This window comes from Limnohabitans sp., assembly GCF_044373035.1.
Taxonomy (GTDB): Bacteria; Pseudomonadota; Gammaproteobacteria; order Burkholderiales; family Burkholderiaceae_C; genus Limnohabitans_A.
In genome coordinates this window covers 22,088-28,609 of record NZ_JBILQU010000029.1, presented here as the reverse complement: position 1 = coordinate 28,609, position 6,522 = coordinate 22,088, and the positions used below count along the sequence as shown (strand labels likewise).

Here is a 6,522-nt window from a genome sequence, read left to right as displayed (position 1 = left end):
CTGCCGTTCATTTGATCAGTGAATCGCAAAGGCTGGCCTATGCAGACCGCAACAATTATGTTGCGGACACCGATTTTGTCCCTCTCCCAGGCAATGGCGTGAGTTCGATGGTTGCCAAAGACTATCTGAAAGCAAGAGCGGGTTTGATTTCAACGACCAAAAGTATGGGAACGGCATTGCCCGGTGTCTTTCCGACAGCTCCGGCCTCTGGCAGCAGCGCTACCGAGGGAAAGGGAACTACCCACATGTCCATTGTTGACAAATACGGTAATGCACTCGTCATGACAACGACCATTGAGTCTGGAATGGGGTCTTTTCACTTCACACGCGGATTTCTTCTGAACAATCAACTCACAGATTTTTCTTTTGACCCCTCAGATTTTTCGGGTTTGATTGCCAATCGAATTGCGCCGCTGAAAAGACCGCGTAGTTCAATGGCGCCGACGTTGGTATTCAGCAAAGCCTCAGATGGTAGTCGCGGAGATTTTGTCATGGCGACTGGCTCACCCGGTGGTGCATCAATCATTCAGTTTGTCGTAAAAACATTGGTCAGCGCTTTGGACTGGAAGCTCGACGCACAGCAAGCAACGTCGATGGTCAATTTCGGTGCGGGAAATAGTGTTACGACCGGCGTTGGTGGTGAGCATCCGTCTATTGACGTTACAAATAGTGGCTTGAATGATCCATTGTTGGCTGGATTGCGCTCGTTAGGCCACACCGTGTCTTTTGCGGCACAGTCGAGCGGTGTATCCACCATCATTCGTGCCCCGTCTGCAACGACCGGAGCACAGACCTTGTGGGGCGGTGCGGATCCACGTCGAGAAGGTCTTGCACTGGGGGACAATCCTTTTTAATATAAGGACTCAGTTTGAAATCAAAGGGGGCGGCGACACACTGACCCCGATCAGCAAAAAAACACCTTCGCTGCCCACTTTGACTGCCAGGTGTGCTCATTTCGCGTGAAAGAGGGGTGACCAATTTGCCCCTGGAATGACGCAGGCGTGCTTGAGAGGCCCCTTCAGCGCGACCTGAGCCCAAAAGGGGTGTGGATCAAAACGAACTCAGCCAAGCTCAAAGCAAAGGAGAACATCATGTTTGATATCGATGCAGTCAGAAAGACCTTCACCACCAGCGACGGGGTAAAGCTCAGTTACCTGGAGGCCGGCAAAGGCCAGCCCTTTGTCATGATCCCGGGCTGGTCGCAAACGGCGGATCAATGGCATCACCAGATCAACCATTTTTCAAAAAAATATCGCGTCTTGGCGCTGGATATGCGTGGCCACGGCGAATCCGAAAAACCGGGACATGGCTATCGGATTTATCGCCTTTCGAAGGATGTCAAAGAATTCATCGAAGGTCTTGATCTGCAAAACGCCATCCTGATGGGGCATTCGATGGGCTGTTCAGTGCTTTGGGGACTTTACGATCTCTACGGTGCCAGTCGGGTCTCGAAATTCGTCTTTGTCGATGAGCCTGCCTACCTCTCCAACAACCCAACACTGTCGCCAGAGGGATTGGTTCAGGCCGGGGCTATTTTTACGCCCGAGGCCGCCTTCAGTACCGCTGTGGCGCTCGCTGCCGATGCAGATGGCTCAGTGACGACCGGCTTTGTCTCGGGCATGTTCACCCCCGAATGCCCGAAGGACATTGTCCAGAAATCAATCGCGCTCAATTTCAAATTTCCGCGTGACAAGGCAGCCCAACTGGTCATCGATCATGTGCACAACGACTGGCGTGATGTGATGGCACGGATCACGGTCCCGGCCCTTTGCATCGGTGGCAGGGCAAGCTTCGTTCCATGGACATGCGTGGTCTGGCAAGCAGAACAGATACCGAATGGTCAGCATGAAATCTTTGAAGCGAACGAGGGTGGCTCCCATTTCATGTTCATGGAGAATCCTCAAAAGTTCAATGCCAGGGTGGAGCAATTCCTGAACTGATCAGAACATTGCAAAGCCGATGGCTTGACTGCAGTCTCTTCAAAGAAGGCCATCATCGCGTGGCTTGGCACTTGGAGTTTGCAACAAAGGCACGGCTCACAAGCCCACCATCGTGACGCTGCTCAAGCGCAAAGGCGGCTGGCATGGTGGACCCGGTGCGAGTTGTTTCATGCCTTGTGAAGCAGTGTTGCGGCTCTTCCTTGGCTCGACCCACAACCAAAAAAACGGCCCAAAGGCCGTTTTTTTGAGCGTCAAAGAATCACTTCTTGCCGTTGCCATCCAGCTTGTAAATGTGCGGGCCTTCGCCCACCGACAACAAACCGGTGTGGGCGTAGATGCCAAGTTTGGCTCGGGTGTCGGTGATGTCCAGGTTGCGCATGGTCAGCTGGCCGATGCGGTCCAGTGGGCTGAACGGCGCGTCTTCCACCTTTTCCATGCTCAAACGCTCGGGCGCGTAAGTCAGGTTGGGCGACTCGGTGTTCAGGATGCTGTAGTCGTTGCCGCGGCGCAGTTCCAGTGTCACGGTGCCGGTGACGGCGCGGGCCACCCAGCGTTGGGCGGTTTCGCGCAGCATGATGGCTTGTGGGTCAAACCAGCGGCCCTGGTACAACAAACGGCCCAGGCGCAGACCGTTGATGCGGTATTGCTCGAGGGTGTCTTCGTTGTGGATGCCGGTGACCAAACGCTCGTAGGCGATGTGCAACATCGCCATGCCGGGGGCTTCGTAGATGCCGCGGCTTTTGGCTTCGATGATGCGGTTTTCAATCTGGTCGCTCATGCCCAAACCGTGGCGGCCGCCGATTTCGTTGGCTATCAGGAACAACTCGACCGGGTCGGCGTATTCCACGCCGTTCAGGGCCACGGGCATGCCTTCTTCAAAGCGCACGCTCACTTCTTCGGCTTTGACTTGCACTTCGGGCTTCCAGAAGGCCACGCCCATGATGGGGTTGACGATCTTCATGCCGCTTTGCAGGCTTTCCAAGTCTTTGGCTTCGTGGGTCGCGCCCAGCATGTTGCTGTCGGTGGAGTAGGCCTTTTCGGCACTCATCTTGTAGCCAAAGCCGTTGGCGGTCATGAAGGCGCTCATTTCAGCGCGGCCGCCCAGCTCGTCGATGAACAGCTGGTCGAGCCAGGGCTTGTAGATCTTCAAGTTGGGGTTGGTCAGCAGGCCATAGCGGTAAAAGCGCTCGATGTCGTTGCCCTTGAAGGTGCTGCCGTCGCCCCAGATGTTGACATCGTCCTGCTTCATGGCGGCGACCAGCATGGTGCCGGTCACAGCGCGGCCCAAAGGTGTGGTGTTGAAGTAGGTGATGCCGCCCGTGGAGATGTGGAACGCGCCGCTCTGGATGGCGGCAATGCCTTCGTGTGCCAGCTGGGTGCGGCAATCGACCAGGCGGGCTTTTTCTGCGCCGTATTCCATCGCCTTGCGGGGAATTTCGTTGTAGTCGGCCTCGTCGGGTTGACCCAGGTTGGCGGTGTACGCATAGGGCAGGGCGCCCTTTTGTTTCATCCACAGCAGGGCGGCCGATGTGTCGAGGCCGCCAGAAAAGGCGATGCCGACTTTTTGCCCTTTGGGCAGGTTTTGCAGGATGGTGCTCATGAGGGAATCAACCGAAGTGGCAAATGTAGTGGTAAGGCTCGGTCACGCGGATCTCGAACTTGGAGTTGCCGGGCACGTTGAACTCTTCGCCAGCGCTGGACTTGACCCACTCGGCGCTGCCGTCGAGCTTGTACTCGCAAGAGCCGCCCACACACTCCATGATTTCAGGTGCACCGGTGTTGAAGGTGAGTGTGGACGGCAGGATTACGCCCACCGACAGTTGGGTGCCGTCGGCCAGGGTCAAGCCGTGGCTGACACATTTGCCGTCAAAGTAAACATTGGCTTGGGTGTTGACGGAAACGCCGTCGATGGTTTGGGTGGTCATGGGTGATGCTTCAAAGGGGCGGGTCCATCCCGCGTCAATGGAAAAGGGCGTCATTGGACGCCCTTGGTGGCCAGTCAACCCGGCATTTTAGGCCAGACAGTCAAACCCGATCAGGGTTTGACTGGGCGTGGCCATCTTGGGCTTTCAGCGCCAGTGACTGTTGCGGCGGCTGTGAACGTGGCCGTTGTTCCAGCCCCAACCCAATTGGATGTTGGTGTAAACCGGTGGGTAGTTGCGATAAACCGGGGTGGGCACATACACCACGTGGGATTCGGTGATGAGGGGAGCCATGGCGGTGTTCGTGGTCACCACCGAGTCTGCAGGCGCGGCAGACTGCGGTATGCCAATGGGGGTGACTTGCAACTGGATGGTCGGGCCCGGGTCTTGGGGCAGTTGCACGTTGTATTGCTTGCCAGCGTATTCATACACCACGTTGTACCCGATCAAACGGTTTTCATAAGCGGTCTGGGTGGTGCAGGTGGTTTGGTCTTGCATCTGACTGCCCGGATTTTCGATCCGGTCGCCCAAGATGGCGCCGCCCATGACACCGGCCATGGTGGCCACAGCACGGCCTGAACCGCCCCCGATTTGGTGGCCGATCGCAGCGCCGGCGATGGCCCCCATCAAGGCGCCTGCGCCGGATGTGGGGTTTTGCACAGCCACTGGGGTTTGCGTGCAAGTTTGGCGTGGCACGGCGACTTGTTGGTACACCGCGGTGCGGGAGATCACTTGTCCGACTTCTTGGGCCTGCGTTAAACCGGTTGCAGCAAGCAAAAGGGTGGTCATCAGGGTTTTCATGATCGGTTTCTCCGTAAAATCAATGAGGATGAGTTTAGCGTTGGTGTTGCGTTCCTGTATGGCTGGCAGGTAAAGTTCATGCGCTTTTCAGGGGAGGCGGCAAGCAGGCAGCTTTGTCTGCGGCCAGCGCCGTGCGCCGATGCCGTCCATCAGCGACCACCTGTTTTTTCTCAGGCAGGCCATTGGTCTGGCGTGAAGCCCACAGTGATTCGCCCCGAGGGCCAGGCAATGACCGGCCGTTTGAGGGTGCTGGCGTGCACCAGCATGACTTGTTTGGCGCTGGCGCTGTCCGTCACGCCCGCTTGCACGGCGGCGTCCAGCTTGCGCCATGTGGTGCCTTTGCGGTTGAGCAGGGTTTCCCAGCCCACAGCGGTCAGCCATGCGTCCAGCTGCGCCTCGGGCACGCCTTGTTTTTTGAAATCGTGAAAGAACGCGTTCAAGCCGTGATCGGCCAGCCAGGTGCGGGCTTTTTTGACGGTGTCGCAATTGGGAATGCCGTAAACAATGAGGTCCATGGAGCTTTGACGAAGTGAAAAGTGACAAGACTGCGCGACAATCGCCGCCTATGAAGACTCTACAGGAATGGCTCGACTGGTGCGAGCAACTGCACCCGGTGGCGATTGACATGGGGCTGGACCGCGTGAAAACCGTGGCCGACCGCATGGCGCTGCGTTTTGACTGCCCGGTGATCACCGTGGCGGGCACCAACGGCAAGGGCTCGACCTGCGCCATGCTCGAAGCGGTGCTGCTGCAAGCGGGCTACCGCACTGGCGTTTACACCTCGCCGCATCTGGTGCATTTTGAAGAGCGCTGCCGTTTGCACGGTGAGTCGGCCTCGGCCGAGGCTTTCGCTGAAGCTTTTGCGGCTGTCGAGGCGGTGCGAGGCGATGTCAGCCTGACTTATTTCGAGTTCAGCACCCTGGCCATCTTGCACCTGATGGCCCAATCGCATCTGGACGTGGCCATTTTGGAAGTCGGTTTGGGCGGGCGGCTGGATGCGGTCAACATCATCGACGCCGACTGCGCGGTGATCACCAGCATCGATCTCGACCACATGGCCATTTTGGGCAATGACCGCGAGCGCATTGGTTTTGAGAAGGCTGGCATTATGCGTGCCGGGCGGCCGGTGATTGTGAGCGACCCGGTGCCGCCGCAAAGCGTGATCGATCACGCTGCGGCCATTGGGGCCGAACTCTGGCTGTTTGGCCGGGATTTCAATTTTTCGGGCGACAAGCAGCAGTGGGCTTGGGCGGGGCGCGATCGCCGCTACAGTGGCATGGCCTATCCGGCCCTGCGCGGGGCCAACCAACTGATCAACGCTTCGGGCGGGCTGGCCGCGCTGGAAGCCTTGCGCCAGCGCATCCCCATCACTGCCCAGGCGGTGCGCAATGGACTGGCCATGGTGGAGTTGCCCGGGCGCTTCCAGATCGTGCCAGGGCAGCCGGTTTTGGTGCTGGATGTGGCGCACAACCCCCACTCGGTGGCCGCGCTGGCGGCCAACTTGGACGCCATGGGCTTTTATCCCACCACCCACGCTGTGTTCGGGGCCATGGCCGACAAGGACCTGTTGCCCATGCTGCAAAAGGTCAACCCGATGGTGGACAAATGGTATTTCACAGATTTGCCCTTGCCCCGTGCCGCCAAAGCGGCCGATTTGCAGCACGCTTGGCAGGCACAAAACACCCGCACCGACACCGCTTCGAGCGTGCATGCCGACCCCATGCAGGCCTTGCATGGGGCCATTGAGGGGGCAGACCCGGCTGATAGAATCGTTGTCTTTGGTTCCTTCTATACCGTGGGCGGTGTTTTGAAAGACGGCATCCCGCGTCTGCAAGCCAAACACCTCAGCCCCTGAGCAC

7 protein-coding genes are annotated in these 6,522 nt (G+C 58.0%); 3 read left to right on the top strand and 4 right to left on the bottom strand.

Features of this window, described 5'->3' with window-relative positions:
• Both ACIQ47_RS06610 and ACIQ47_RS06605 read left to right on the top strand, forming a co-directional pair.
• Positions 1-854: gamma-glutamyltransferase (locus ACIQ47_RS06610; RefSeq protein WP_396437383.1), on the top strand; the 854-nt coding region annotated here is incomplete at its 5' end.
• Between the two features lie 237 nt (positions 855-1,091).
• Positions 1,092-1,940: an alpha/beta fold hydrolase gene (locus ACIQ47_RS06605; protein ID WP_296292287.1), complete on the top strand. Its 849-nt coding sequence runs from the start codon at positions 1,092-1,094 to the stop codon at positions 1,938-1,940.
• Positions 1,941-2,199: 259 nt separating this feature from the next.
• Here the strand turns inward: ACIQ47_RS06605 and argG are convergent, their stop codons facing one another.
• The 4 genes from argG to ACIQ47_RS06585 all read right to left on the bottom strand — a co-directional run bounded on the left by argG (position 2,200) and on the right by ACIQ47_RS06585 (position 5,178).
• Positions 2,200-3,540, bottom strand: a complete 1,341-nt coding sequence (gene argG / locus ACIQ47_RS06600) for an argininosuccinate synthase (RefSeq protein ID WP_396428437.1) — start codon at positions 3,538-3,540, stop codon at positions 2,200-2,202.
• Between the two features lie 7 nt (positions 3,541-3,547).
• Entirely contained in the window at positions 3,548-3,865 is a 318-nt protein-coding gene (locus ACIQ47_RS06595; protein ID WP_396437382.1) for a pyrimidine/purine nucleoside phosphorylase, read from the bottom strand.
• A gap of 144 nt (positions 3,866-4,009) precedes the next feature.
• Positions 4,010-4,663, bottom strand: coding sequence for a glycine zipper 2TM domain-containing protein (locus ACIQ47_RS06590; protein ID WP_396437381.1), 654 nt, complete (start codon positions 4,661-4,663; stop codon positions 4,010-4,012).
• 170 nt (positions 4,664-4,833) lie between these two features.
• Entirely contained in the window at positions 4,834-5,178 is a 345-nt protein-coding gene (locus ACIQ47_RS06585; protein ID WP_396437380.1) for an arsenate reductase, read from the bottom strand.
• 50 nt (positions 5,179-5,228) lie between these two features.
• Here ACIQ47_RS06585 and folC point away from each other — a divergent pair, with 50 nt between their 5' ends.
• Positions 5,229-6,518 carry a bifunctional tetrahydrofolate synthase/dihydrofolate synthase gene (gene folC / locus ACIQ47_RS06580; protein WP_396437379.1) on the top strand — a complete coding sequence of 430 codons (1,290 nt, stop codon included), beginning with the start codon at positions 5,229-5,231 and terminating at the stop codon, positions 6,516-6,518.
• Positions 6,519-6,522: the final 4 nt, after the last annotated feature.

Excerpts from the sequence above, each read along its gene's own strand:
- argG (WP_396428437.1), bottom strand. The coding sequence starts at position 3,540 with ATGAGCACCATCCTGCAAAACCTGCCCAAAGGGCAAAAAGTCGGCATC.
- ACIQ47_RS06590 (WP_396437381.1), bottom strand. The coding sequence starts at position 4,663 with ATGAAAACCCTGATGACCACCCTTTTGCTTGCTGCAACCGGTTTAACG.
- ACIQ47_RS06595 (WP_396437382.1), bottom strand. The coding sequence starts at position 3,865 with ATGACCACCCAAACCATCGACGGCGTTTCCGTCAACACCCAAGCCAAT.
- folC (WP_396437379.1), top strand. The coding sequence starts at position 5,229 with ATGAAGACTCTACAGGAATGGCTCGACTGGTGCGAGCAACTGCACCCG.
- ACIQ47_RS06605 (WP_296292287.1), top strand. The coding sequence starts at position 1,092 with ATGTTTGATATCGATGCAGTCAGAAAGACCTTCACCACCAGCGACGGG.
- ACIQ47_RS06585 (WP_396437380.1), bottom strand. The coding sequence starts at position 5,178 with ATGGACCTCATTGTTTACGGCATTCCCAATTGCGACACCGTCAAAAAA.